Origin of the sequence: Streptomyces sp. NPDC007084 (genome assembly GCF_040703595.1) — a bacterium.
Classification (GTDB): Bacteria; Actinomycetota; Actinomycetes; order Streptomycetales; family Streptomycetaceae; genus Streptomyces.
The window spans coordinates 155223-178894 of record NZ_JBEYFY010000002.1; the positions used below are offsets into that span (position 1 = coordinate 155223).

At 71.0% G+C, this 23672-nt stretch carries 25 protein-coding genes and 1 tRNA gene; 17 read left to right on the forward strand and 9 right to left on the reverse strand.

From position 1 onward, the window contains the following. Window positions 1-73: 73 nt before the first annotated feature. A complete protein-coding gene (locus tag AB0912_RS02580) occupies window positions 74-1375 on the reverse strand; it encodes a nicotinate phosphoribosyltransferase (RefSeq protein ID WP_366695939.1) in 1302 nt (433 codons plus the stop codon). A 222-nt stretch (window positions 1376-1597) separates the two neighbouring features. On the opposite strand from AB0912_RS02580, the gene clpS reads away from it, so the two are divergent. The 7 genes from clpS to AB0912_RS02615 all read left to right on the forward strand — a co-directional run bounded on the left by clpS (window position 1598) and on the right by AB0912_RS02615 (window position 6519). Further along, complete coding sequence (clpS, locus tag AB0912_RS02585) at window positions 1598-1915, forward strand: ATP-dependent Clp protease adapter ClpS (RefSeq protein WP_366695941.1); 318 nt, start codon at window positions 1598-1600, stop codon at window positions 1913-1915. A gap of 52 nt (window positions 1916-1967) precedes the next feature. Next, window positions 1968-2570, forward strand: a complete 603-nt coding sequence (locus tag AB0912_RS02590; protein ID WP_366695943.1) for a DUF2017 domain-containing protein — start codon at window positions 1968-1970, stop codon at window positions 2568-2570. A 372-nt stretch (window positions 2571-2942) separates the two neighbouring features. Then, a complete protein-coding gene (locus AB0912_RS02595) occupies window positions 2943-4400 on the forward strand; it encodes an amino acid permease (protein WP_366695945.1) in 1458 nt (485 codons plus the stop codon). Between the two features lie 134 nt (window positions 4401-4534). Then, window positions 4535-4957 carry a M67 family metallopeptidase gene (locus AB0912_RS02600; RefSeq protein WP_366695947.1) on the forward strand — a complete coding sequence of 141 codons (423 nt, stop codon included), beginning with the start codon at window positions 4535-4537 and terminating at the stop codon, window positions 4955-4957. A gap of 100 nt (window positions 4958-5057) precedes the next feature. After that, window positions 5058-5159, forward strand: coding sequence for a putative leader peptide (locus AB0912_RS02605; protein WP_323178196.1), 102 nt, complete (start codon window positions 5058-5060; stop codon window positions 5157-5159). A 113-nt stretch (window positions 5160-5272) separates the two neighbouring features. Then, on the forward strand, window positions 5273-5551 hold the full coding sequence (locus tag AB0912_RS02610) for a MoaD/ThiS family protein (protein ID WP_366695949.1): 279 nt from the start codon (window positions 5273-5275) through the stop codon (window positions 5549-5551). Between the two features lie 17 nt (window positions 5552-5568). Beyond that, on the forward strand, window positions 5569-6519 hold the full coding sequence (locus AB0912_RS02615; protein ID WP_366695951.1) for a cysteine synthase: 951 nt from the start codon (window positions 5569-5571) through the stop codon (window positions 6517-6519). Window positions 6520-6654: 135 nt separating this feature from the next. Here AB0912_RS02615 and AB0912_RS02620 read toward each other — a convergent pair whose 3' ends face one another. Continuing rightward, complete coding sequence (locus AB0912_RS02620) at window positions 6655-7140, reverse strand: type II toxin-antitoxin system PemK/MazF family toxin (protein ID WP_366695953.1); 486 nt, start codon at window positions 7138-7140, stop codon at window positions 6655-6657. A 249-nt stretch (window positions 7141-7389) separates the two neighbouring features. Here AB0912_RS02620 and AB0912_RS02625 point away from each other — a divergent pair, with 249 nt between their 5' ends. After that, complete coding sequence (locus AB0912_RS02625; protein ID WP_366695955.1) at window positions 7390-8142, forward strand: MBL fold metallo-hydrolase; 753 nt, start codon at window positions 7390-7392, stop codon at window positions 8140-8142. Window positions 8143-8212: 70 nt separating this feature from the next. On the opposite strand, the gene AB0912_RS02630 is transcribed toward AB0912_RS02625, so the two are convergent. Together AB0912_RS02630 and AB0912_RS02635 are read right to left on the reverse strand one after the other, a co-directional pair. Next, window positions 8213-9463: a PTS transporter subunit EIIC gene (locus AB0912_RS02630; protein ID WP_366695958.1), complete on the reverse strand. Its 1251-nt coding sequence runs from the start codon at window positions 9461-9463 to the stop codon at window positions 8213-8215. 274 nt (window positions 9464-9737) lie between these two features. Further along, window positions 9738-11024, reverse strand: coding sequence for a PTS transporter subunit EIIC (locus AB0912_RS02635; protein ID WP_366695960.1), 1287 nt, complete (start codon window positions 11022-11024; stop codon window positions 9738-9740). A gap of 174 nt (window positions 11025-11198) precedes the next feature. On the opposite strand from AB0912_RS02635, the gene AB0912_RS02640 reads away from it, so the two are divergent. The 4 genes from AB0912_RS02640 to rdgB all read left to right on the forward strand — a co-directional run bounded on the left by AB0912_RS02640 (window position 11199) and on the right by rdgB (window position 13663). After that, a complete protein-coding gene (locus AB0912_RS02640; RefSeq protein ID WP_362501359.1) occupies window positions 11199-11432 on the forward strand; it encodes a PTS glucose/sucrose transporter subunit IIB in 234 nt (77 codons plus the stop codon). 161 nt (window positions 11433-11593) lie between these two features. Further along, window positions 11594-12340 carry a ribonuclease PH gene (gene rph / locus AB0912_RS02645; RefSeq protein ID WP_366695962.1) on the forward strand — a complete coding sequence of 249 codons (747 nt, stop codon included), beginning with the start codon at window positions 11594-11596 and terminating at the stop codon, window positions 12338-12340. 145 nt (window positions 12341-12485) lie between these two features. Further along, entirely contained in the window at window positions 12486-12884 is a 399-nt protein-coding gene (locus tag AB0912_RS02650) for a hypothetical protein (RefSeq protein ID WP_366695964.1), read from the forward strand. Between the two features lie 176 nt (window positions 12885-13060). Continuing rightward, window positions 13061-13663, forward strand: coding sequence for an RdgB/HAM1 family non-canonical purine NTP pyrophosphatase (rdgB, locus tag AB0912_RS02655; RefSeq protein ID WP_366695966.1), 603 nt, complete (start codon window positions 13061-13063; stop codon window positions 13661-13663). 67 nt (window positions 13664-13730) lie between these two features. Here rdgB and AB0912_RS02660 read toward each other — a convergent pair. From AB0912_RS02660 to AB0912_RS02670, 3 genes are all read right to left on the reverse strand, one after another. Then, window positions 13731-13805, reverse strand: a tRNA-Leu gene (locus AB0912_RS02660). 326 nt (window positions 13806-14131) lie between these two features. Next, window positions 14132-14488, reverse strand: a complete 357-nt coding sequence (locus tag AB0912_RS02665; RefSeq protein WP_366695968.1) for a co-chaperone GroES — start codon at window positions 14486-14488, stop codon at window positions 14132-14134. A gap of 43 nt (window positions 14489-14531) precedes the next feature. Continuing rightward, window positions 14532-14870, reverse strand: coding sequence for a DUF3618 domain-containing protein (locus AB0912_RS02670; protein ID WP_366695970.1), 339 nt, complete (start codon window positions 14868-14870; stop codon window positions 14532-14534). A gap of 134 nt (window positions 14871-15004) precedes the next feature. Between AB0912_RS02670 and bcp the strand changes: the two genes are divergently transcribed. Beyond that, window positions 15005-15472: a thioredoxin-dependent thiol peroxidase gene (bcp, locus tag AB0912_RS02675; RefSeq protein ID WP_366695972.1), complete on the forward strand. Its 468-nt coding sequence runs from the start codon at window positions 15005-15007 to the stop codon at window positions 15470-15472. Window positions 15473-15544: 72 nt separating this feature from the next. Here bcp and AB0912_RS02680 read toward each other — a convergent pair whose 3' ends face one another. Continuing rightward, complete coding sequence (locus tag AB0912_RS02680; RefSeq protein WP_366695974.1) at window positions 15545-18115, reverse strand: transglycosylase domain-containing protein; 2571 nt, start codon at window positions 18113-18115, stop codon at window positions 15545-15547. 218 nt (window positions 18116-18333) lie between these two features. Here AB0912_RS02680 and AB0912_RS02685 point away from each other — a divergent pair, with 218 nt between their 5' ends. The 4 genes from AB0912_RS02685 (at window position 18334) to AB0912_RS02700 (ending at window position 22239) form a co-directional block, all read left to right on the forward strand. Further along, window positions 18334-19134 (forward strand): ABC-2 family transporter protein, encoded by an 801-nt coding sequence (locus AB0912_RS02685; protein WP_366695976.1) that lies wholly within the window; start codon window positions 18334-18336, stop codon window positions 19132-19134. Continuing rightward, entirely contained in the window at window positions 19127-20074 is a 948-nt protein-coding gene (locus tag AB0912_RS02690; RefSeq protein WP_366695978.1) for an ABC transporter permease, read from the forward strand. Before AB0912_RS02685 ends, AB0912_RS02690 begins: the two co-directional genes overlap by 8 nt. A 205-nt stretch (window positions 20075-20279) precedes the next feature. Continuing rightward, window positions 20280-21230: an ABC transporter ATP-binding protein gene (locus AB0912_RS02695; RefSeq protein ID WP_366696276.1), complete on the forward strand. Its 951-nt coding sequence runs from the start codon at window positions 20280-20282 to the stop codon at window positions 21228-21230. A gap of 124 nt (window positions 21231-21354) precedes the next feature. Next, on the forward strand, window positions 21355-22239 hold the full coding sequence (locus tag AB0912_RS02700) for a DUF1707 domain-containing protein (protein WP_366695980.1): 885 nt from the start codon (window positions 21355-21357) through the stop codon (window positions 22237-22239). A gap of 101 nt (window positions 22240-22340) precedes the next feature. Here the strand turns inward: AB0912_RS02700 and AB0912_RS02705 are convergent, their stop codons facing one another. Continuing rightward, complete coding sequence (locus AB0912_RS02705; RefSeq protein ID WP_366695982.1) at window positions 22341-23672, reverse strand: SGNH/GDSL hydrolase family protein; 1332 nt, start codon at window positions 23670-23672, stop codon at window positions 22341-22343.

Consider the following 23672-nt stretch of genomic DNA (forward strand, 5'->3'; position numbering starts at 1 on the left):
CTGGCCGTTGCATTCCCGCTCACCCGGCGTTCATGCGCGGCCCCCGCCCGCCCCTCCCGCGTGCCGTCCGCGCTCAGACGTACTCGGTGGGCAGCACCGGCTCGCCCCGGGAGAGCTGGGCCGCCGACAGCGGCAGCCGCTCGCGGGCCGCGGTGTGCCGGTCCCGTACGACGTCCAGGGACTCGCGGGCGAGGACCTGGCCGCCCTTGATCAGTTCCACGAGGAGCTGCTGGTCGGCCAGCTCGGCGGGGACCGGCCCGGTGCCGATGACCTCGGCCTCGGCGACCCCGTGCTCGTCCAGCCGGCGCGCGGCCCACTTGCGTCCGCCGATGGACGTCTTGCCCCCCGAGGACTTCTTCGCCACCGGCACCAGCGGCGCCGCCGGGTCGTCCGACTCGGCGCGGGCGACCAGCTTGTAGACCATCGAGCAGGTGGGGTGGCCCGACCCCGTCACGAGCTGGGTGCCGACCCCGTACGCGTCCACGGGCGCCGCCGCCAGCGACGCGATCGCGTACTCGTCCAGGTCGGAGGTGACGACGATCTTCGTGTCCCGCGCGCCCAGCTCGTCCAGTTGCTCGCGCACCCGGTGGGCGACGAGCAGCAGGTCGCCGGAGTCGATGCGGACCGCGCCCAGCTCGGTCCCGGCGACCTCGACGGCCGTCCGCACCGCCTCGGCCACGTCATAGGTGTCCACCAGCAGGGTGGTGCCCCGGCCCAGCGAGTCCACCTGGGCCTGGAAGGCGTCCCGCTCGGTGTCGTGCAGCAGGGTGAAGGCGTGCGCCGAGGTGCCCACGGTCGGGATGCCGTAGCGGAAACCGGCGGCCAGGTCGGAGGTGGTGGCGAAGCCGCCGACGTAGGCGGCGCGCGAGGCGGCGACCGCCGCCAGCTCGTGGGTGCGCCGGGCGCCCATCTCGATCAGCGGCCGGTCGCCCGCCGCGGTGGCCATCCGGGAGGCGGCGGCGGCGATCGCGGAGTCGTGGTTGAGGATCGACAGGATCACCGTCTCCAGCAGCACGCACTCCGCGAAGCTGCCCTCGACCCGCAGGATCGGCGATCCCGGGAAGTACACCTCGCCCTCGGGGTAGCCCCACACGTCCCCGCCGAAGCGGTAGGAGGAGAGCCACTCCAGGGTCGGTTCGTCCACGATCCCGCGCTCGCCGAGGAAGGCGAGGACGTCCGCGTCGAACCGGAAGTTCTCGACGGCGTCGAGCACCCGTCCGGTGCCCGCGACCACCCCGTAGCGCCGCCCCTCGGGCAGTCGCCGCGTGAAGACCTCGAAGACCGAGCGCCGCTCGGCGGTCCCGGCCGCGAGGGCGGCACGCAGCATGGTCAGCTCGTACTGGTCGGTGAAGAGCGCCGTCGACGGAACGCCCACCCGTCGCCCGTCACCACCCTTCCGAGGAAGCGCTTCGCGCCCTTCTTCTTCCGGCAACCCAAGGTCCGCTGTGTTCATGGCAGGGATCGTACCCCCATCTCGTCACTTTGACGATTTCTGGCCCGCCGGCGCCTCCGCGCGGGCCTCGCGCCCCGTTTCCCGGTAGCCGCCGCACCCTGTTCCGGAGGCCCGTTTGTGCGGCTGCCCCCCTCTGGTGGCAGCATGGGCGGTGTGACGGCTCCCGCACCTCTAGAGATCGAGAAGACCGAGTCGGCGGAGGAGGTCTTCGCCGTACCCGAGCCGGACCTCCCCTGGGTGACGATCGTCCACAACGACCCGGTCAACCTCATGAGCTATGTGACGTATGTCTTCCAGACGTACTTCGGCTACTCCAAGGACAAGGCCACCAAGCTGATGATGGACGTCCACCACAAGGGCCGGGCTGTCGTCTCCAGCGGCTCGCGCGAGGAGATGGAACGCGACGTGCAGGCCATGCACGGCTACGGTCTGTGGGCCACCCTTCAGCAGGACCGGAAGTAGCCGGACCCTGTCCACCGACCGCCCGCAGGACCGGAAGCAGCGAACACACTCCATGCCAGGACACTTCGAACCGCTCCCCGGCGGCGGCGCCGCCGTCGCCCTCGACGAGGTCGAGATCTCCATCATCCGCTCCCTCGCCGTCCAGCTCCTGGAGCTCATCGGACCCGGCCCGGCGGAGGACGCCCCCGACGACCCGCTCGCCGAGCTGTTCGCCGAAGGCCCGAGCGAACCGCCCAGCGACCCGGTCCTCAAACGCCTCTTCCCGGACGCCTACAGCGGCCCCGGCGTCGCGGCCGCCTCCGCCGAACAGGCCGAGGAGCAGCGCGCCCACTCCGCCGAGTTCCGCCGCTTCACCGAGAACGACCTGCGCGCCGGCAAGCGCGAGAACGCCCTCGCCGTGATCCGCTCGCTGGACGGCCTCGCCCCCGGCGACGGGGGAGCGGTCCTCACGCTGGACCCCGCCCAGTCCGAGCAGTGGCTGCGCGCCCTCAACGACCTGCGGCTCGCGATCGGCTCCCGGCTCGACGTCGTCGACGAGGAGGACACCGACCTCCTCTACCGCCTCCCGGACGAGGACCCGCGCAAGCCGATGGTGATGGCGTACCTCTGGCTGGGCGGCCTCCAGGAGACCCTGGTCGAGACCCTCATGCCGTGAACCTCGCGCCGTGAACCTCGCGCCGTGACCCTTGTGCCACGACCTGTCCGGACATAACACCTCTGGTGTTCGCTCAACGGACGCTCAATTCCGGATAACGATCGCGTCACCGTGACCGTGCCCTATGGGGCACGGTCCATTCTTTTGTCCGGTTTTTCCTGTGGTCCGCGCCACGCGCACCTCAACCGGTCAATGTGGCGGCCGTGATAAATCTTCACGACCGCCCGACGGGACACCACCCACGTCCCGCCGGGTGCGCCACCGAGCCGGCGGACCGCCGGCCAGGCACAGCTCCACCTATCCGGGGGGATCGGAAACCGATCCGAAGCCAAGGGACTGGCTCGGATCGGCATGGAGAAAGGCGCACCAGACATGACCTCATCGCAGGTCGACAAGCACTACGACGGCAGTGAGGCCGTGGGCGGCGACGCCCCCGAAGAGGGGTACGAGCGCGGGCTCGGGAGCCGCCAGGTCCAGATGATCGCGATCGGCGGCGCCATCGGCGTCGGCCTCTTCCTGGGCGCCGGGGCGAACATCGCCAAGGCCGGCCCCAGCCTGATCATGATGTACGCCCTCGCCGGCGTGATCATCTTCTTCATCATGCGGGCACTCGGCGAACTGCTGCTCTACCGCCCGGTCTCGGGTTCCTTCGCGGAGTACTCGCGCGAATTCCTCGGCCCGTTCTTCGGCTACTTCACCGGCTGGACGTACTGGCTGATGTGGGTGGTGACCGGCATGGCCGAGCTGACGGCCGCCGCGATCTACGTCCACTACTGGTTCCCGGACATCCCGCAGTGGGTGACGGCCCTGGTCTTCCTGGTCGTCCTCTTCGTGGCCAACCTGATCTCCGTGAAGCTGTTCGGCGAGATCGAGTTCTGGTTCTCGATGGTCAAGGTCACCGCGCTGATCGGCATGATCGTCATCGGCCTCGGTGTCCTCACCTTCGGCTTCAGCTCCGCCGGCGACACCGCCTCGGTCGCCAACCTCTGGCAGTTCGACGGCTTCTTCCCCAAGGGCATCGGCTCCTCCCTGATGACCCTCCAGGGCGTGATGTTCGCCTACCTCGCCGTCGAGCTGGTCGGCGTCACCGCGGGCGAGTCCGAGAACCCCGAGAAGACGCTCCCCAAGGCCATCAACACCCTGCCCTGGCGCATCGCCCTCTTCTACGTCGGCGCCCTCACCGTCATCCTCTGCGTGGTGAAGTGGACGGAGTTCGCGCCGGGCGTGAGCCCCTTCGTCGAGGCCTTCGCCAAGATCGGCATCCCGGCCGGCGCCGGCATCGTCAACTTCGTGGTCCTCACCGCCGCCCTGTCCTCCTGCAACTCCGGCATGTACTCCACGGGCCGCATGCTGCGCACCCTGGCCGACAGCGGCGAGGCCCCGAAGATCTTCAACAGGCTGTCGTCCACCAAGACCCCGGCGTTCGGCATCACGGTCTCCGTCCTCTTCATGGGCATCGGCGTGATCCTGAACTACGTCGTCCCCGAGAAGGCCTTCGGCTACGTCACCTCGGTGGCCACCGCCGCCGGCATCTGGACCTGGCTGATGATCCTGATCAGCCACATCCTCTACCGCCGCGCGGTCGACGCGGGCCGGCTGCCCGCCTCGTCCTTCCCGGCCCCCGGCGGCGCCCGGTGCAGCTATGTCGCGGTCGCGTTCCTGCTCTTCGTCACCGGTCTCATCGCCTACGACGCCGACTCCCGGGTCTGCCTCTACGTGATGGCCGTCTGGGCCGCCGCCCTCGCTGTCGGCTGGGCGGTCCTCAAGGCCCGCGACCCGCAGATCGCCCAGCGCCGCGAGCCGGAGCCGGAGCCGGAAAAGGTCGGCTGACCTCCCCGGTCCGCCGCCGGTCCGGCCGCCCCGCCCGAGCGCCCGGCCCGGCGGGCCCGGTTCTCGGTTCACGATGTGGGCCGCCCCGTACCACTCCTCGGTACGGGGCGGCCCCACTGCTTATGCTGGCCCGCATGCTGACCATCACCCAGGCCCTGTTCGACCAGATCGTCGCGCACGCGCGCCAGGACCACCCCGACGAGGCGTGCGGAGTCGTCGCGGGACCGGCGGGCACCGACCGCCCCGAGCGGTTCGTCCCGATGCTCAACGCGGCCCGCTCGCCCACGTTCTACGAGTTCGACTCCGGCGACCTGCTCAAGCTCTACCGCGAGATGGACGACCGCGACGAGGAGCCCGTCGTCATCTACCACTCGCACACGGCGACCGAGGCCTACCCCTCCCGCACCGACATCACCTACGCCAACGAGCCCGGCGCGCACTACGTGCTGGTCTCCACGGCCGACTCCGACGCCGCCGGGCCCTTCCAGTTCCGCTCCTACCGGATCGTGGACGGCGAGGTCACGGAGGAGGAGGTCAAGGTCGTCGAGGCCCACTGACCTCGCCGCCGGTCCCGCTCATCTCGCACGCCGGTCGGAAAACGTCCGTGATGTGAGATCACACTCCGGGACCCGTACCGGGAATCGATACGATGAGCCCATGGTTTTCCACGACGTGAGCGACAAGACGCCGGGCGCCCTGCTCGTGGCGCGGCTGCACGTCGACCTGTGCAGGCTGCAGAGCGCCATCTGTACGCGCTGACCCGCCGCCGCCGTACGGCCGAGAGCCGCGGCACCGCGACCCGGTACCACCCGCACCGCCCGCGCCGCCGCGCGTCTTCCGACCTGACTTCCTTCCGACAGGAGCCCGCAGACATGGCCATCGAGGTCCGCATCCCCACCATCCTCCGCACCTACACGAACGGCGAGAAGGCCGTCGAGGGCGGCGGGGCGACCCTTGCCGAACTCTTCGCCGACCTCGACACCCGGCACGCGGGCATCCGCGCCCGGATCGTGGACGGCGACGAACTGCGCCGCTTCGTCAACGTCTACCTGAACGACGAGGACGTCCGCTTCCTCGACGGCATCAGCACCAAGCTCACCGACGGCGACAGCGTCACCATCCTGCCGGCCGTCGCCGGCGGCATGGCCTGATCGGCCGCTGGTCCCCGATGCGCTACGACTCCCCGCTCGCCGCGGTGGGCAACACCCCTCTGGTGCGCCTGCCGCGGCTGTCGCCGTCCGAGGACGTCCGGATCTGGGCGAAGCTGGAGGACCGCAACCCGACGGGTTCGGTCAAGGACCGGCCCGCCCTGCACATGATCGAACAGGCGGAGAAGGACGGCCGGCTGACCCCGGGCTGCACGATCCTGGAGCCGACCAGCGGCAACACCGGCATCTCGCTCGCGATGGCGGCCAGGCTCAAGGGCTACCGCATGGTCTGCGTGATGCCCGAGAACACCTCCCGGGAACGCCGTGACCTGCTCGGCATGTGGGGCGCCGAGATCATCCCGAGCCCCGCCGCGGGCGGTTCCAACACCGCCGTACGGGTCGCCAAGGAACTGGCGGAGCAGCACCCGGACTGGATGATGCTCTACCAGTACGGCAACCCGGACAACGCCGGCGCCCACTACGCCACCACCGGCCCGGAGATCCTCGCGGACCTCCCCTCCGTCACCCACTTCGTCGCGGGCCTCGGCACCACCGGCACCCTCATGGGCGTCGGCCGCTTCCTGCGCGAGAACAAGCCGGACGTCAGGATCGTCGCCGCCGAGCCGCGCTACGACGACCTGGTCTACGGCCTGCGCAACCTGGACGAGGGCTTCGTCCCGGAGCTGTACGACGCCTCGGTCCTCACCACCCGCTTCTCCGTCGGCTCGGCCGACGCGGTCACCCGCACCCGGGAACTCCTCCAGCAGGAGGGCATCTTCGCGGGCGTCTCCACGGGTGCCGCGCTGCACGCCGCGATCGGCGTCGGCACCAAGGCCGTCAAGGCCGGCGAGTCCGCCGACATCGTCTTCGTGGTCGCCGACGGCGGCTGGAAGTACCTGTCGACGGGCGTCTACACGGCGGCGACGACGGAAGAGGCGATCGAGACACTGCAGGGCCAGCTCTGGGCGTAGCGCGTCCCGGATGCCGGGATGGCCGAGAGGAACCCCGGCCGCCGGGGGCGTTCCCGCGCTCCCGGCGGCGGGCGGCGTGTGGTCCCGGTGACCGGAAGCCCTGGGGCCGGGCGGGGCGGCCGGCCGTCCTTGTGGTCAGTCCGCCAGGTCGCGGACCCGGTCCCACAGGGCCGGATCGACCACGCCGACCCGGCGCCGGAAGTCACCCACCGGCACCTCGCGCAGCTCGTCCGTCTCCAGGTAGCTCCGCCGCCCCCGCGCGTCGCCGACGGCGCCCGGCGGCAGCGCGATCACGCCGGGCCGCTCGTCGTGGTGCTTGCTGGTGATCTTCGCGACGGTCACCCGCTTCCCGCGCACCGTCAGCACCAGACACGGCCGGTCCTTGGCGCCGGGCCCGTCCTCGTAGGGGACGTTCGCCCACCAGATCTCCGCCGGCCGGGGCAGCGGCCCGCCACGGAGTTTCGCTCCCCGGCGCGGACCCGTGGGCCGCCCCGGCGGACGCCCGCGCTCCGCCTTGCGGCCGGCCGGCCGGCGCCCGCGCCGCCCCCAGCCGTCCACCACTGCCGCGATCAGCGCGAGCAGTACCACCGCCGCCGACGCGAGCCACCAGGACGTGTCCATACCGAAGAAGGTACCGGCGCGCATCCGCGCGCGCCCGCCCGGTGCGGACCCCGGTTGCCCCAAGGTCCATCCGAACCGGTGACACCACAGGTGAGTTCCCCCACAACAGCCCCTGGCGGAGGAGCGACCGGCCCTGACGCGCCTTACGCTCGACGGACCGCACGACTCCCGTTCCCGTATCCGCACCCGGGTACCCGCACCTCGCAACCACTCTCTGCACGTCCTGCCAGCGCGGAGGTTCCAGCTCTTATGAAGCTCACCGTCGTCGGCTGCTCGGGGTCGTTCCCGTCCGTGGATTCGGCCTGTTCGAGCTACCTCGTAGAGGCCGACGGCTTCCGGCTGCTCCTCGACATGGGCAACGGTGCCCTGGGCGAGCTGCAGCGCCACTGCGGTCTCTACGACCTCGACGCGATCTTCCTCAGCCATCTGCACGCCGACCACTGCATCGACATGTGCGCGTACTTCGTGGCGCGCTACTACCGTCACGACGGCGGCCGCTGCGACCCGATCCCCGTCTACGGACCCGAGGGCACCGAGCACCGCCTGACCACGGCCTACGCCGACACGCCGTCCGCGTCCTCGATGAGCGAGGTCTTCGACTTCCACACGGTCAAGCCGAGCACGTTCGAACTCGGGCCGTTCACCGTGCACACGGAGCGGGTGCGGCACCCCGTGGAGGCGTACGGGATCCGGCTGGAGCACGGCGGGCGGTCGCTGACGTACTCCGGGGACACCGGACCGACCGCGGCGCTGGACGAACTCGCCCGCGATACGGACCTGTTCCTGTGCGAGGCGGCGTTCACGCACGGCAAGGAGGAGATCCCCGACCTCCACCTGAACGGCCGCCAGGCCGGCGAGTCCGCCACCCGAGCCGCCGCCCGCCGCCTGATCCTCACCCACATCCCCCCCTGGACCGACCCCCAGACCAACCTCACCGACGCCCGCACGGCCTACCCGGGCCCCCTGGAACTGGCGGTACCCCGGGTGACGTACGAGGTGTGAGGGCCGCGTGACGCGGAAGGCCCCCGGAACCAGACGGTTCCGGGGGCCTTCGCGCGTGGGACGGGACGGCTCACGCCTTGGTGAGGTCCTCGACCTCCTCCTCGGGCTCGCGGCCCGGGGTGGCGAGGTTGAACTTGATGATCGCGAACCGGAAGACCACGTAGTAGATCACCGCGAAGACCAGGCCGATCGGAATGATCATCCAGGGCTTGGTGGCCAGGTTCCAGTTCAGGAAGTAGTCGATGGCGCCGGCGGAGAAGCTGAAGCCGTGGTGCACGCCCAGGGCCCAGGTGACGGCCAGCGACAGGGCGGTCAGCACCGCGTGGATCACGTACAGGACCGGCGCGATGAACATGAACGCGAACTCGATCGGCTCGGTGATACCGGTGACGAACGAGGTGAGGGCGAGCGACATCATCATGCCGCCGACGGCCTTGCGGCGCTCGGGACGGGCGCAGTGCGTGATGGCCAGGGCGGCGGCCGGCAGCGCGAACATCATGATGGGGAAGAAGCCCGTCATGAACTGACCGGCCGTCGGGTCGCCGTGGAAGAAGCGCGGCAGGTCGCCGTGCCACACGGTTCCGGCGGCGTCCTTGTAGGACCCGATCTCCTGCCAGGCGACGGTGTTGACGAACTGGTGCATGCCGACCGGGAGCAACGCGCGGTTGATGGCGCCGAAGATGCCCGCGCCGACGGCGCCGAGACCGGTCATCCACTCACCGAAGTTGGTGATGACGTCGCCGACGGGCTCCCAGACGAGACCGAAGAAGACGCCGACGGCGGTGCCGATGAAGGCCATCAGGATCGGGACGAGACGGCGGCCGTTGAAGAAGCCGAGCCAGTCGGGCAGCTTGGTGCGGTGGAACCGCTGCCAGGTGACGGCGGCTATGAGGCCCATGATGATGCCGCCGAGCACCTTGGGGTCGTTGTACGTCGCGGCGATGTCCGCGCCCTTGGTGATCTTGGCGTCGGTGATGGGGAACGCCGTCAGCACGTTCTTGTAGACCAGGAAGCCGACCAGCGCCGCGAGCGCGGTGGAGCCGTCGGCCTTCTTGGCGAAGCCGATGGCGATGCCGACGCAGAACAGCAGCGGCAGGTTGCTGAACACCGCGTCGCCGGCGGTCATGAAGACGGCCGCGACCTTGTTCCAGCCGAGGCCGTCCTTGCCGAAGACGTCGTCCTGGCCGAGCCGGAGCAGGATGCCCGCCGCCGGCAGCACGGCGATCGGCAGCTGCAGGCTGCGGCCGACCTTCTGCAGGCCCTGGAACAGGCCGGATCCCCGCTTCTTCGCGGGTGCCGCCGATGCTGTGGCGGTGCTCATAGTTCCTCCATGTGCTGGCGCTGCCGGGGGGGACGGGGAAGGGTTGCGCAAAGGGGTGGGCAGCGGCCGCGTGGTCTACACCACTCAGTGGTGTAGACCTGTTGTAGCACGGTGAAGGCTGGATAAGGAACCCGGTGTTTTTGTGGTCTCGGCCATAACGGGAATAAGGGATTCCGGTCATGCCGAAGGCCCCCGGACCAGGTGGTCCGGGGGCCTTGGGGGAGAGCGGTGCTGGTGAGCGGCCCGGGGGAGGCCGCGGACGTTGCCCGGGGGCCTACGCCTTCGTCGTGTCCTCGACTTCCTCCTCCGGCTCCCGCCCCGGCGTCTTCAGATCGAACTTCGTGATCGCGAACCGGAAGATCGTGTAGTACACCGCCGCGAAGCACAGCCCGATCGGCACGATCGCCCACGGCTTCGTCGCCAGGTTCCAGTTGATGACGTAGTCGATCAGACCCGCGGAGAAGCTGAAGCCGTCGTGCACCCCGAGCCCCCACGTCACCGCCATCGACACACCGGTCAGCACCGCGTGCACCGCGTACAGCAGCGGCGCGATGAACAGGAACGAGTACTCCAGCGGCTCCGTGATGCCTGTGACGAACGACGTCAGCGCCACCGACAGCATCAGACCGCCCACCTCCTTGCGCCGGTGCGGCTTCGCGCAGTGCGTGATCGCCAGCGCCGCCGCCGGCAGCGCGAACATCATGATCGGGAAGAAGCCCGAGGTGAACTGCCCCGCGTTCGGGTCGCCCGCCAAGAACATGTTGATGTCACCGTGCACGACCTGCCCGTCCGGCTTGGTGAAGCTGCCGAACTGGAACCAGATGGGCACGTTCAGGAACTGGTGCAGCCCGATCACCAGCAACGCCCGGTTCGCCACGCCGAACACACCCGCGCCCCACGCGCCCAGCCCGACCAGCCAGTCGCTGAAGTTCTCCAGCGCGTCACCGATCGGCGGCCACACCCACACGCACAGCGAGGCGAACAAGATCGCCACGAACGCCATGATGATCGGCACCAGCCGGCGCCCGTTGAAGAAGCCGAGCCAGTCCACCAGCTTCGTACGGTGGAACCGCTGCCAGAAGTACGCCGACAGCAGGCCGATCACGATGCCGCCGAACACCCCCGGGTTCTGGTACGTGAACTCGACGACCGAGTTGTCCTCCAGCTGGCAGCCCAGCTTGACCGCCGTACTCCCCGACGGGCAGTCCTCCGGGAAGGCGCGCAGCACGTTGTAGTAGACGAGGAAGCCCACCACCGCCGCGAGCGCCGTGGAGCCGTCCGCCTTCTTCGCCATGCCGATGGCCACGCCCACGCAGAACAGCATCGGCAGACCGAGCTGGCCGTCGAGCAGCGCGCCGCCCGCCGCGCCCATCACCTTCGAGACGTTGTCCCAGCCGAGCCCGTCCGCGCCGAACACATCGGGCTGGCCGAGCCGGTTGAGGATGCCGGCGGCCGGCAGCACGGCGATCGGGAGCTGGAGGCTCCGCCCCATTTTCTGCAGACCCTGGAAGGTCTTGTTCCATCGGTTACGCGCAGGTGAGACGGCACTGACGGCACTCATGGGCGTCCTTCGGGCCGGGCCGGTTTGGCGACTGCCCGTCAACTGGTGTAGACCAGTTGACGACGGGTCGCTCTGTCGTGATCGCCATCATTCGGCACCTACGACATGACCGCTCGCGAAGTTGGGCCAACTGTGGGTTACTGCGACAAAGCGGTTCTGATCAGGGAGTAGGACATGGCCACGAAGGCTGAGAAGATCGTCGCCGGGCTCGGCGGCATCGACAACATCGAAGAAGTCGAAGGCTGCATCACCCGCCTGCGCACCGAGGTCAACGACCCCTCGCTGGTCGACGAAGCCGCCCTCAAGGCCGCGGGCGCCCACGGCGTCGTCAAGATGGGCACCGCCATCCAGGTCGTCATCGGCACCGACGCCGACCCCATCGCGGGCGAGATCGAGGACATGATGTGAGAACCGGGACCCGCTGAGGCCCGCGCCGCCGCTTCCGCCCCCCGCCCCCGTGCGAGCGGACCGCGAGCGGCACGTCGCCTCGACGCACCCGGCTCACCCTTGAGGGGCTGTTCCGTCACCGGCGGACAGCCCCTCACCCATGGGCCGATAGGCTCAGCCGCATGTCTCGCATCGACGGCCGCACCCCCGAACAGCTTCGCCCCATCACCATCCAGCGTGGCTGGAGCAAGCACGCCGAGGGCTCCGTCCTCGTCTCCTTCGGCGACACCAAGGTCTTCTGCACGGCCTCCGTCACCGAAGGCGTCCCCCGCTGGCGCAAGGGCAGCGGCGAGGGCTGGGTCACCGCCGAATACTCCATGCTGCCCCGCGCCACCAACACCCGCGGCGACCGCGAGTCCGTCCGCGGCAAGATCGGCGGACGCACCCACGAGATCAGCCGCCTCATCGGCCGCTCCCTGCGCGCCGTCATCGACTACAAGGCGCTCGGCGAGAACACCATCGTCCTCGACTGCGACGTCCTCCAGGCCGACGGCGGCACCCGCACCGCCGCCATCACCGGCGCGTACGTCGCCCTGGCCGACGCCGTCACCTGGGCCCAGGGCAAGAAGCTGATCAAGGCCGGCCGCAAGCCGCTCACCGGCACCGTCTCCGCCGTCTCCGTCGGCATCGTCGGCGGCGTCCCCCTGCTCGACCTCTGCTACGAGGAGGACGTGAAGGCCGACACCGACATGAACGTCGTGTGCACCGGCGACGGCCGCTTCGTCGAGGTCCAGGGCACCGCCGAGGCCGAGCCTTTCGACCGCAAGGAACTGAACGCCCTGCTCGACCTCGCCGTCGCGGGCTGCGACGAACTCGCCGCCGTCCAGCGCGCCGTGCTCGAATCGGCCGCCGAGGCAACCGAGCGTTAATCCCGAGCGTTCTAAGGGGTACGGGCGTACGGTCCTGCCGTGCGCCCGCCGGCCACCTCGGGCGGGATCGGGACGACCCCACCGCGGGACGCACCGGCCGCCGACGCGGCCGCACGCCATCATGCCCACGGGGAGGGACCGTTCCATGGCCGCGCGCCACCGCACTCGTCGCCGCACCGCCTCACTCGCCGTCGCCGCCGCGCTCGCCGCCCTGCCGGCGGCCGTCGGCTGCGACGCCGTCAACAAGGCGCTCGACTGTGTGCAGACCGCCGACTCGATAGCCGACAGCGTCACCGAACTCCAGCAGGCGGTCGAGAACGCGGCGAACGATCCGTCGCAGACCGACGCCTCCCTCGACTCGATCGAGACCAACCTCGACAACCTCGGCGACAAGACCGACGACGCCGACGTCAACAAGGCCGTCGACCAGCTCAACAAGGCCGTCGCCAACGTCCGCACCGCCGTCAGGAACGGCGACAGCACCCCCGACATCAGCCCCGTCACGGCCGCGGCGGGCGAACTGACAAAGGTGTGCACGCCCTAGCCGCCCGGGACCCCCGCTGACGGGGCCGTCCCCCGAACAAGGCCACCGGCAACACACGGAAGACCGGGACACCCGGCCGCGCCTGCGCGCGTCGCCCTGCCCGGGGTCGGTGAACACGCCCTTGCCACCGGGACACCCCTCCGGCGCCGGTCGCCCCCTCGGAGATACTGGCGACCATGACCCGCCTGATCCTCGCCACCCGCAACGCCGGCAAGCTCACCGAACTCAAGGCGATCCTCGCCGACGCAGGCCTCACCCATGACCTCGTCGGCGCGGACGCCTACCCCGACATCCCCGACGTCAAGGAAACCGGCGTCACCTTCGCGGAGAACGCCCTGCTGAAGGCCCACGCCCTCGCCCAGGCCACCGGGCTGCCCGCCGTCGCCGACGACTCGGGCCTGTGCGTCGACGTACTGAACGGCGCCCCCGGCATCTTCTCCGCCCGCTGGGCCGGACGGCACGGCGACGACCAGGCCAACCTGGACCTGCTCCTCGCCCAGCTCTCCGACATCGACGCCCCGCACCGCGGCGCCCACTTCGCCTGCGCGGCCGCCCTCGCCCTGCCGGACGGCACGGAACGCGTCGTCGAGGGCCAACTCCCCGGCACCCTCCGCCACACCCCGGCCGGCACCCACGGCTTCGGCTACGACCCGATCCTCCAGCCCGAAGGCGACACCCGCACCTGCGCGGAACTCACCCCGGCGGAAAAGAACGCGATCAGCCACCGAGGCAAGGCCTTCCGCGCCCTGGTCCCGGTGATCCGCGAACTCCTCGGCTGACCGGCGGGACGACTGGCGGTACGCGGAGGGGCGCGCCCTCACGAAGACGGCGCGCCCCTCACGACTGTGGGCCCGGTGGGACTCGAACCCACGACACACCGGACCTAAACCGGCGCCCTCTAGCCTGCTGGGGTACGGGCCCAACGCCGTCACTTTACTGGTCCGCGCGTGCCGTGCGTCCGCCGACTCCGGGAGCCGGGGCCGGCCGGGAGTAGGTCCCCCGGTGTCGGGCTCCCGCCGCACCAGCGCACCGCGTCGTCGATGTGTCGTGTCTCGCGAGCCGCTTCCTCCAGCAGCTCACGGGTGTATCTGGCGCCCATGTCTCCCTCGTTCCGGTCCGCCCGTTCGTTCCCCGAACGGATCAACGAGCAGTTCATCCGATCGTCACGCCCGGAAGGGCGGCAGAGGGCGTTGAACGCCGAAGGGGCCGGTGACCATGGTCACCGGCCCCTTGGTGGGCGGTCCTGCCTACAAATACAGGCCCGTCGAGTCCTCGGAGCCCTCGAAGCGGTCCGCGGCCACCGCGTGCAGGTCCCGTTCGCGCATCAGCACGTAGGCGATCCCGCGCACCTCGACCTCGGCGCGGTCCTCGGGGTCGTACAGGACCCGGTCGCCCGGCTCGACCGTACGGACGTTCTGGCCCACCGCGACGACATCGGCCCAGGCGAGGCGGCGGCCGACCGCGGCCGTCGCGGGGATCAGGATGCCCCCGCCGGACCGCCGCTCGCCCTCGGTGACGTCCTGCCGCACGAGCACACGGTCGTGCAGCATCCGGATGGGCAACTTGTCGTCATGCGTGTTGTGCTGTTCCCGATTGGCGCTCACGCCCAGAACCTACCTGTCCCCGAGACTTCCCAAGGCCGCCGGGTCAGCCCTTGCGCCGCCGCGTGCCCAGCACGAGCAGCCCGACGACACCCACCGCCAGCAGGGCCGCTGGCACGATGCGCTCCAGCCGGGGCGCGCCCTCCTCGGTGACGAACCGCCCCTTCACATCGCCGACGACCCGGTTCACGCCGACGTAGGCGCGCCCCAGCGTGTGGTCGATGTTGGAGGCGACCTTCGCCTTGGCGTCTCCGACGATCGTCTTCGGATGGACCCGCACGCCGATCTCGTCGAGCGTGTCGGCGAGCGTTGCGCGGCGGTTCTTGATGTCCGCCTCGATCTGCGCCGGAGTCCTGGTATCCGACGTGTCCGACGTATCCGACACCGCGCTGCCTCCGTGGTCGTATGAGTGACTGCCTGGTCCGGACAGTCTGTCAGCTCCTGCTGCGCCGCACCCCTCGGCACCCCCATTACGCTCGTTCCGTATCCATTCCACCCACCTGGCCACGTGAGGTACCGATGAGCGAGCGACTCCAGCCCGGCGACACCGCCCCCGCCTTCACCCTGCCCGACGCCGACGGCAACGAGGTCTCGCTGGCGGACCACAAGGGCCGCAAGGTCATCGTCTACTTCTACCCGGCCGCCCTCACCCCGGGCTGCACCAAGCAGGCCTGCGACTTCACGGACAACCTCGACGTGCTGGCGAGCGCCGGTTACGACGTCATCGGCGTCTCCCCGGACAAGCCGGAGAAGCTCGCCAAGTTCCGGGAGAAGGAGTCCCTGAAGGTCACGCTGGTCGGGGACCCCGACAAGTCGGTCCTGGAGGCGTACGGCGCCTTCGGCGAGAAGAAGCTGTACGGCAAGACGGTCGTCGGGGTCATCCGTTCCACGGTGGTGGTGGACGAGGAGGGCAAGGTCGAGCGGGCCCTGTACAACGTGAAGGCGACCGGTCACGTCGCGAAGATCATCAAGGACCTGGGGATCTGACCCGCCCCCTCTGATCCGGCCGCCCTCACCCGCCGGCCCTGGTCCGGCGCCCCGCCGCGCCCGCTCGACGCCTCAGGGTTTCCCCGAGGCGAACGGGCTCAGCGGGCCCTCGCCCGCGATGGTGCCCGTTCCGCCGTCCGTGTCCCCGCCGTCGCCGCCGGTCCCGCCGTCCGTGGTGGAACCGGTGGTACCGCCCCCGGTGGTGGTCCCCCCGGCGTCGCCGCCCGTGGTGCCGCCCCCGGTGTCGGCGCCGCCGTTGCTCTGCCCCTGGTTCTGGCCGGCGGTCTGGCCCTGGCTCTGGCCGTTGGTCTGCCCGGGGGACCGGCTCGGGCCCTGGGTCCCGCCCTGGTCCTGGCCGGGGGTCCGCCGGCCGCCGTCGGTGCCGCCGTCGTCGCCCTGGCCGCCGGTGGCGTCCGGTTCGCTGGGCTCGAAGGACGGGACGTCCTCCTGGTCCTCGGCGCCCGGCTGGACCTGGAGGTCGAAGTCGGACGCGTCGGTGCCGTCGAGGGCGTCCTTGGTGAACTGGGCCCAGATCTGGGCGGGATAGCCGCCGCCGTTGATACGGGCCTGGCCGAGCGCCCCGTACAGGGACTTGTGGGCGCCGGTCTCGGGGTCCTGGCCCATCACGGCGACGACGGTGGCGAGGTCGGGGGTGTAGCCCGCGAACCAGGCGGCGGTGTCCTCCTCGGCCGTGCCGGTCTTGCCGGCGGCGGGCCGGCCGGCGGCCTGCGCGGCCTGCCCGGTGCCGCCGTCGACCACGCTCCGCAGCATGGACGTGGTGGTGTCGGCGGCCTCCCGGCTCACCGCCTGGGTGGTCCGCCGCTCCGGCAGCTCCACGGCGTCCTCGCCGTCCTTGGTGATCTTCTCGACGAGGGAGTACGTGCCGTGCCGGCCGTGGTTGGCGAGCGTGGCGTACGCCTCCGCCATGTCGAGGACGCTGGCGGTGGCCGGGCCGAGGGCGATCGAGGGGGAGGCGGTCAGGTCGGGGGTGTTCGCGGGCAGGCCGAGCGCCACCGCGGTCTTCTCCACCTTGGCGGGGCCGACGTCCACGGCCATCTGCGCGTACACCGAGTTGACCGACTTGTCGGTGGCGGTGCGCACGGTGATGTCGCCGTACGAGACGCCGTCCTCGTTCTCCGGGGCGTAGCTCCCGCCGCTCCAGCCCTGCACCGGGCGCTCGTCGGTGCCGTCGTAGACGGTGTTCGGGGTGATCATGCGGCCGTCCTGGGTCGTGGAGAAGTTCTGCACGGCCGAGGTGAAGACGAACGGCTTGAAGGTGGAGCCGACCTGGTAGTCCCGGCGGGTCGCGTTGTTCACGTACTGCCTGGTGTAGTCGATGCCGCCGTACATCGCGCGGACCTTGCCGCTGGAGGGGTCGATGGCGACACCGCCGGCCCGGACGTACGTGTCGACCTTGCGGTTCTTCTTGTCGAGCCGGTCCGTCACCTGATCGTCGACGGCCTTCACGAAGGCGTCCTGCTTGGGCTTCTGGAGGGTGGTGGTGATGCGGTAGCCGCCGGTGGTGAGGGTGTCCTCGTCCAGGATCTTGTTCGAGGTCAGATAGTCGTTGACGGCCTGCACCAGGTAGCCGCGCTGGCCGGACATGCCCGAGGGGCCCTTGGCCTGCTTGGGCGGCTGGAAGGTGACCCGGGCGCGCGCGGGCTGGGTCAGCCACTTCTTCTTGACCATGCCGTCGAGGACGTAGTTCCAGCGGGCGAGGGCCGCCGCCTTGTTCTCGGGGTGCGCGATCACGTCGTACTCGCTGGGCGCGTTGAGCAGGGCGGCGAGGTAGGCGCCCTGGCCGACCGTCAGGTCGTCGGCGTCGACACCGTAGTAGGCCTGCGCGGCGGCCTGGATGCCGTAGGCGTTGCGCCCGTAGTAGCTGGTGTTGAGGTAGCCCTCCAGGATGTCGTCCTTGCTCTTCTCCCGGTCGAGCTTGATCGAGATGAAGAACTCCTTGATCTTGCGGGTGACGGTCTGTTCCTGGCCCAGGTAGTAGTTCTTCACGTACTGCTGGGTGATCGTCGAGCCGGACTGCTTGCCCTTGCCGGTCGCCGTGTTCCAGCCCGCGCGGACCATCGCCTTGGGGTCGATGGCGGACTCGGTGTAGAAGTCGCGGTCCTCGGCGGCGAGCGTGGCGTGCTGGGCGTCCTTGGAGATCTGCGCCAGTGACACGTTCTCGCGGTTGACGTCGCCGTCGCGGGCGAGCTGGCTGCCGTCGGCGTACAGATAGACGTTGCTCTGCTTGGTCGCGGCGGCGTTCGCCGGCGGGATCTTGACCAGGTAGTAGCCGAGCGCGAAGAGGCCGACGAGGACGAGGATCAGGCACACCAGGGTGCCGAGCAGCATCCGCCAGGTCGGCACGAGCCGGCGCCACCCGGTCCGCTTCCGCTTCTCCTTCGCCTGGCCGGCCTTACCCGCTGTGGCGGCTGTGGCCGCTGAGCCCGCTGTGCCCGCGTCGCCCTCCTGGCCGTTCTCCTCCCCCTCCGCCCCGGTCCCGCCCGGTCCCGCCGCGGACCCGGCCGGCCCCCGCGCCGGCCCGCCCGGTCCCGCCGCCGGGTCGCCGGCCGGGCGGGGGCCCGGTTCCGGTTCCCGGGGTGCCCAGCCCTGCTCGTTCCGCTGCGGCTGCGGCTCGTCACTCATCTGTTCGCCGGACTCCTGTTTCACGTCGTACGTCGCCGTACGACCTCTTACGCCTCTTACGCCTGGTGCGCCCCTCTTGAAGACTGTCGCACCCCGCGTTTCGTTCCCGGATCCCGGCACGCGTCCCGCCGGAAAATGCCTGGCGGCACACCCCGCACCGGGGCTAGGCTCCTGCGCTTTGGCTCAACTTGGCTCAACGCTCGGGAGGAGGACCGGTTGTGGGCACGGCGCGGTTGTACGCGTCCGTCGCGGCGGGCGGGTTCCGGCGGTACGCGACCTACCGGACCGCCACGGCCGCGGGCGTCTTCACCAACACCGTCTTCGGGCTGATCATCGCCTACGTCTTCATCGCGCTCTGGGACAGCAGGCCGCACCTCGGCGGCTACGACCAGGCCCAGGCGCTCAGCTATGTGTGGCTCGCCCAGGCACTGCTGATGGTGGTCGGGGTGATGGGCGGCGGCTTCGAGGAGGAGCTGATCGAGCGCATCCGCACGGGTGACATCGCGATCGACCTGTACCGGCCCGCCGACCTTCAGATGTGGTGGCTCGCGCAGGACCTGGGGCGGGCGCTGTTCCACCTGCTGGGCCGCGGCCTGGTCCCGCTGGTCTGCGGGGCGCTGCTGTTCGACCTGGCACTGCCCGCCGACCCGCTGACCTGGCTCGCCTTCCTGGTCGCGGTCGGGCTCGGGGTGGTCGTCGGGTTCGGGATCCGTTTCCTGGTGGCGCTGTCGGCGTTCTGGCTGCTCGACGGCGCCGGGGTCACCCAGCTCACCATGATCGCCGGGGTGTTCTGCTCGGGGATGCTGCTCCCGCTGAACGTGTTCCCCGGCACGCTCGGCGAGATCGTACGGGCCCTGCCGTGGTCGTCGCTGATCCAGGCCCCGGTGGACGTCCTGCTCGGCACGGCGGACCCGCTCGGCACATACGCGTTCCAGGCCGCCTGGGCGCTCGCGCTGCTCGGCGCCGGGCGGCTGCTCCAGTCGGCGGCGGCCCGGAGGGTGGTGGTGCAGGGTGGCTGACCCTGTGGAGGAGGCGGTGCGCGGGCGGGCCGGCGGGACCGGGCCCGTGGCGGCACACGCGGTCGGCGTACCCGGCACCTCGCGCGAGTGGGCGGTCGGGGAGCCCGGCGCCGGACGGGAGGGACCGTACCGGCGGCTGCTCGACGGGCTGCGCGCCTACCGGCTGATCACCGCGATGTGGATCCGCTCCACGATGGCCTACCGGGCGTCGTTCGCGATGACCGCGTTCGGGAACTTCGCCGCGACCGCCCTGGACTTCGTGGCGATCCTGCTGATGTTCTCGCAGGTCGACCGGATCGGCGGCTACGGACTGCCCGAGGTCGCCTTCCTCTACGGCGTCTCCGGCACCGCGTTCGGGCTCGCGGACCTCGCGCTCGGCTCGATGGACCGGCTCGGGCGGCGGGTCCGCGACGGCACGCTCGACACCCTGCTGGTGCGGCCCGCGCCCGTCCTCGCCCAGGTCGCCGCCGACCGGTTCGCGCTGCGCCGGCTCGGCCGGGTCGTCCAGGGCCTGCTCGTCCTCGGCTACGCCCTGGTCGTCCTCGACATCCAGTGGACGCTTCTCAAGGTGCTGCTGGTCCCGGTGATGCTGCTCAGCGGCGGAGTGATCTTCTCGGCGGTGTTCGTGGCGGGCGGGGCCTTCCAGTTCGTCGCCCAGGACGCCTCCGAGGTGCAGAACTCCTTCACCTACGGCGGCAGCACGCTCCTCCAGTACCCGCCGACCGTCTTCACCAAGGACATGCTGCGCGGGGTGACCTTCGTCCTCCCGCTCGCCTTCGTCAACTGGCTGCCCGCCCTCTACGTCCTCGGGCGGCCCTATCCGCTCGCTCTGCCGGAGTGGGTCACCTTCGCACCACCACTCGTGGCGGCGCTCTGCTGCGCGCTCGCCACCATCGCCTGGCGCGCGGGGCTGCGCGCCTATCGCAGTACGGGAAGTTAGGGGAACGGTCGTGGCCATCACCGAGGAGAGCGGACCCGGCGGGCGGGACGGCGGACCCGGCGGCGGGGAGAACGGGCCCGGCGGGCGGGACGGCGGGTCCACCGGTCCGGACGGCGGGTCCACCGGTCCGGACGGCGGGTTCACCGGTCCGGACGGCGGGCCGGAGCGGAGGGGGAGGGGGGCCGCCGGTCCGGACAGCGCCTTCATCGAGCTGGACGGTGTCGAGAAGGTCTTCGACGTGCGCAAGCGGACGGGGTTCCTGCGCGGGGAACGGCGGCAGGTGCGGGCGGTCGACTCGATCTCCTTCACCGTGCCGCGCGGCGAGATGGTCGGCTACATCGGTCCCAACGGCGCCGGCAAGTCCACGACCATCAAGATGCTCACCGGCATCCTCACCCCGAGCGGCGGCCGGCTGCGGGTCGCCGGACTCGACCCGTCCCGCGAGCGGACCCGCCTCGCCCGCCGTATCGGGGTGGTGTTCGGGCAGCGTACGACCCTGTGGTGGGACCTTCCGCTGATCGACTCCTACCGGCTGATGCACCGCATGTACCGCATCCCCGACGGACGTTACCGGGAGAACCTCGACCGCTGCGTCGAACTCCTCGAACTCGGGGCCCTGTTGGACGTGCCCGTGCGCCAGCTCTCGCTGGGGCAGCGGATGCGCGGCGACATCGCGGCGGCACTGCTGCACGACCCCGAGGTGCTCTACCTGGACGAGCCGACCATCGGCCTCGACGTGATCAGCAAGGCGCGGGTCCGCGAGTTCCTGCGCGACCTGAACGCCGAGCGCGGCACGACGGTCCTGCTCACCACGCACGACCTCACCGACATCGAGCAGCTCTGCCGGCGCGTGATGGTCATCGACCACGGCCGGCTGATGTACGACGGCCCGCTGGCCGGGCTGCACGAGGTGGGCCGGAGCGAACGGACCCTGGTCGTGGACCTGGAGCGCGAACTCCCGCCGATCCAGGCGGAGTCGGCGCGGGTGGTGAAGGTGGAGGGGCCGCGCCAGTGGCTGGCCTTCCCCGCCGACCGGTCGGCCGCCCCGCTGGTGGCGCGGATCGCGGCGGAGTACCCGCTCGTGGACCTCTCCGTGCGCGAACCGGACATCGAGGCCGTGATCAGCCGCATGTACGCCGGGAAGGCGGCCTCCTGAGCCCGCTGCCGGGGCGGGTCCCCCGCGGGCCCGTGGGCGGGTCCTGGCCGAGGCGTGTCGAAGGCTCTGTCCGAGGCGGCGAGCGGCATGGCGGGCGGGCAGGGGAACTCGTAGGCTGGCGTCCATGACCGACGACGAACTCCCGGAGCTGCGCGCCTCCGACGCCGACCGCGAACGGGTCGCCGAGAAGCTGAGGGACGCCCTCGCCGAAGGCCGCCTCGACATGGAGGAGTTCGAGGAGCGGCTGGAGGCCACCTACAAGGCCCGTACCTACGGGGAGCTGGCGCCGATCACCCGCGATCTGCCGGGAGTTGCCGCGGCGGCCCCGGTCTCCATGGTCAAGCAGCCGGTGGACGACGGCAGTTGGGCATCGCGGATCGTCGGCGGCGAGGGCTCCTCGTCCTGGGGTGTGGCCGTCCTGTCCGGGTTCGAGCGCAAGGGCCGCTGGACGGTGCCGCGGCGCTTCAACTCCTTCGCCCTCATGGGCGGTGGCGAGATCGACCTGCGCGAGGCGAACTTCGCGGACCGCGAGGTCGTCGTCAACTGCGTCGCGGTGATGGGCGGGATGAACGTCGTCGTGCCGCCCGGCGTCGAGGTCGTGGTGCGTGGCATCGGCATCATGGGCGGCTTCGACCACCGCGAGGAGGGCCGGCCCGGCGACCCCGGGGCGCCCAGGGTGGTCATCACCGGCTTCGCCTTCTGGGGCGGGGTCGGTGTCGAGCGCAAGCTCACCCGCGCCGAGCGCCAGCGCCAGCGGGAGGAGCGCCGCCAGGAGAAGCTGGAGCGCCGGGCCGCCCGCAAGGAGCTGGAGGGCTCGCAGGGCGGCCGGCTCGGTGACGTCTTCGACGCCCTGGACGACGCGCGGGACCTGATCCGCGACCGGCACGAGGATCACCACGAGTACCGGTACGAGCGGGAGCGCGAGCGCCGCGACCGTCAGGAGGAGCGCCGGGAGCGCCACCGGGAGCGCCGCGAGGACCGCCACCGCCGCCACTTCGGCGACCACTGACCAACTCCCGCCGCCCTCCGGCACGTTGACGCGCCGGAGGGGGGAGGGGCCGGGGTCACGGCCCAGGCAGGGCTGGGGTCACGGCCCAGGCAGGGCCGGGGTCACAGCTCCGCCGGAGCCGAGCCCCTCAGTTGCCGCAGGTCGAACACGTCGGCCATCCGCCGGAAGCCCCGGTCGCTCGGGTGGAGGTGGTCCCCCGAGTCGTAGTCGGGCCGCAGCCGGCGCGGGTTGTAGGGGTCGCGCAGGGCCGCGTCGAAGTCGACCACGGCGTCGTACACCTTCCCGGCGCGGATCTCCGCGTTCACCGCCTCCCGTACGGCCTCCCGCTGCGGGGTGTAGCCGCGGTGGCCCTGGAAGGGCATCAGGGTGGCGCCGACGACCCGCAGGCCGCGCGCGTGCGCCCGGGCGACCAGGGTCCGCAGCCCCTCCGTGACGGTGTTCGGGTCGACCTGGTTGGGGTTGCGCAGGATGTCGTTGATGCCGAGGTCGATGACGACGGCCTTGACGTTGGTGCGGTCGAGGACATCGCGTCCGAAGCGGCTCAGCCCGCTCGGGTTGTCGGCGGGACGGCCGAGGCCGGCGGCGAGGATCTGGTTGCCGCTGATGCCCTGGTTCACGACGCTGTAGCGGGGCGTCTCACCGGTTCCGGCCGAGGCGCGCAGCCGTTCCGCGAGGACGTCCGTCCAGCGGCGGTTGGCCCCCACCGTCGAGGTGACGCCGTCGGTGAGCGAGTCGCCGAGCACGACGACCGTGCCGTCCGCCTCGTCGCTGAGCACGTCGACGGCGGTCAGATAGCGCCAGTACGGCGTCCGCTCGGTGTACGCGGTGCCGCTCACGTCCTCCGTACGGTCGCCCCGCGCGACGTACGAGAGCTGGCGTGCCATCCGGTGGTAGGTGACCGGGCCGGACGGGGTCGGCGAGTACGTCGTCACGAGGAGGTCGGCGCCGTGCGGGACGCGCACGCGGACGGCGTCGCTCATCACCTGTCCGCCCGCCGGGATCACCACCGCGGCGGCGCCGCCGAAGGTGAGACGGCGCAGGGTGTCGGCCGCGGCGGCGGGGTCGTTGGCGGCCAGGGCGACCGCGATCGTGGCGTGCGCGATGGGCAGCGGGCGCTGGCCGTAGAGGTTGGACAGGGTGATGCGGGCGCCGGTACCGCCGACGGCCGCGTGCACGACGTTGCGCACCGAGCGGCCCGCCATGCCGGTGGTCTCCGTGCCGGGTTCCGCCCCGGACGGGGACGCCGACCAGGTGCCGACCCAGGTGCCGGTGGAGGCGGGCGCGGCGGAGTTGTGCGACGTACGCCCACCGGCGACGTCGGTCCGGGTGCCGCTGCCGTCGTCGGCGGCGACACCGATGTAGATGGCCCCGGAAAGGACCACGACCACGGCGAGAACCGCGGCGAGCAGGGCATAACCGTGACGCTTGGTCAT